This window comes from Elusimicrobiaceae bacterium, from assembly GCA_017520185.1.
In the GTDB taxonomy this organism is placed as follows: domain Bacteria; phylum Elusimicrobiota; class Elusimicrobia; order Elusimicrobiales; family Elusimicrobiaceae; genus Avelusimicrobium.
Window position 1 is genome coordinate 1 of sequence record JAFXGO010000003.1, and the last position, 1,549, is coordinate 1,549.

The window sequence follows — 1,549 nt, forward strand, 5'->3', positions numbered from 1 at the left end:
AATACTTCAATGCTTTCCACGCGGGGGGAATGCAAGGGGAAAATTCTTTCCACACCGATACCGAAAGAGGTTTTGCGTACGGTGAAAGTTTCGCTGATGCCGCTGCCTTTGCGGGCAATAACTACGCCGTCAAAAGCTTGCACTCTTTCATTGTCGCCTTCTACTACTTTTACTTTTACGCGCACCGTATCACCGGATTTGAAGGACGGAATATCGGTTTTAAGATTGTGTTTAATTTCGTTGATGTTCATAACTTTTTACTTCCTCCGAAAATTCATTTCGTTGTTTTTTTTGGGGTCTTTTTGACACCCTTTTTCGTTGTGGCCTTTTTTGCCTGAGAGGTTGTTAGCAAATCGGGTCTATATTTTTTGGTTAATTCCAGCGCTTGTTCCCTTTTCCACTTTTCCATTTCTGCGTGGTGACCGCTTAAAAGGATCTCGGGCACTTTTTTACCGCGCCACACCTCGGGCCGGGTGTACTGCGGGGCTTCCAAAAGCCCTTCCTCAAACGATTCGGAAACAGTCACATCTTGTTTTTTGAAAGTCCCCGGCACGAGCCGCGTGATTGCATCTATCATCACAGCCGCTGCCAGTTCGCCGCCGGTGAGAATAAAGTCCCCCAGCGATACTTCCATGTCCATTTCGGGATACACGCGCTCGTCTATCCCCTCATAATGTCCGCAAACGAAAATCAGGTGTTTCTTTTTGGCTAGTTCTTTAGCTAAGCTCTGCGTGAACTTCTGTCCGCGCGGACTTGTCAAAATAACCACCGAGTTTTTTTTGCGAAGTTTCTTAATAGCTTGGTAGAGCGGTTCTGCTTTCATCAGCATTCCGGGTCCGCCCCCGTAGGGTCTGTCGTCTAAGGTTTTGTGCTTATCGTCGGTAAAATCGCGCGGGTTGGTAAACCCAAGCTCTATAATACCGGCTTTGCGTGCTCTGCCTACGATGCTCTGGCCCAAAGGACCATCTATCATATCGGCAAAAGCGGTGACGACGTCTACCTTCAGCATTAGTCTTCCAATTTGAGCGTGACTTTCACGTTCTTTTTTGCTGCTGCGGCGCTAAGCACCGTACGTACAGCTTTAATGATACAGCCGTCTTTACCAATGACTTTACCTTTATCTTCTGCAGATACTTTGGTAGTCAGGTAAACCTTCGTATTCTCAATTTTTTCTTCTACCACCACATTGTCCGGATTAGCGGAGAGCGATTTGAGAAGGATAGTGGCTAACTCTTTCATAAAACTTATTTAGCGGCGGCTTCGGCTTTTTTGATCAAGCTGGCTACCGTTTCAGACGGTTTGGCACCATTTTTAATCCAATGGTTTACGCGAGCCATGTCCAATTTGACCTGTTCAGCGGTTTCTTTGTTGCAAGGGTGATAGATACCCAATACTTCTTTAGCTTCAGAACCGACGGCGGTTTTCTTTTCAATCGCTACGACTCTGTATTGCGGATGGGATTTTTTACCCACTCTTTGTAATCTAATGACGACTGCCATGTGTTAACTTCTCCTTATTATTCGCCTTTTACAAGGCGGTGTAATTAAAT

At 45.8% G+C, this 1,549-nt stretch carries 4 protein-coding genes; all 4 read right to left on the reverse strand.

The genetic code is table 11. The features are described from left to right. A partial coding sequence (gene rplS, locus IKL48_00210) for a 50S ribosomal protein L19 (protein ID MBR3603113.1) occupies positions 1 to 251 on the reverse strand: 251 nt, incomplete at its 3' end. Positions 252 to 274: 23 nt separating this feature from the next. Then, complete coding sequence (gene trmD / locus IKL48_00215; GenBank protein MBR3603114.1) at positions 275 to 1,009, reverse strand: tRNA (guanosine(37)-N1)-methyltransferase TrmD; 735 nt, start codon at positions 1,007 to 1,009, stop codon at positions 275 to 277. Then, the gene (locus IKL48_00220; protein ID MBR3603115.1) at positions 1,009 to 1,239 is read right to left on the reverse strand and encodes a KH domain-containing protein; all 231 of its coding nucleotides are present in this window, start codon (positions 1,237 to 1,239) and stop codon (positions 1,009 to 1,011) included. Before IKL48_00220 ends, trmD begins: the two co-directional genes overlap by 1 nt. Before the next feature lie 5 nt (positions 1,240 to 1,244). Continuing rightward, on the reverse strand, positions 1,245 to 1,499 hold the full coding sequence (gene rpsP / locus IKL48_00225) for a 30S ribosomal protein S16 (protein ID MBR3603116.1): 255 nt from the start codon (positions 1,497 to 1,499) through the stop codon (positions 1,245 to 1,247). Between the last annotated feature and the right edge of the window lie 50 nt (positions 1,500 to 1,549).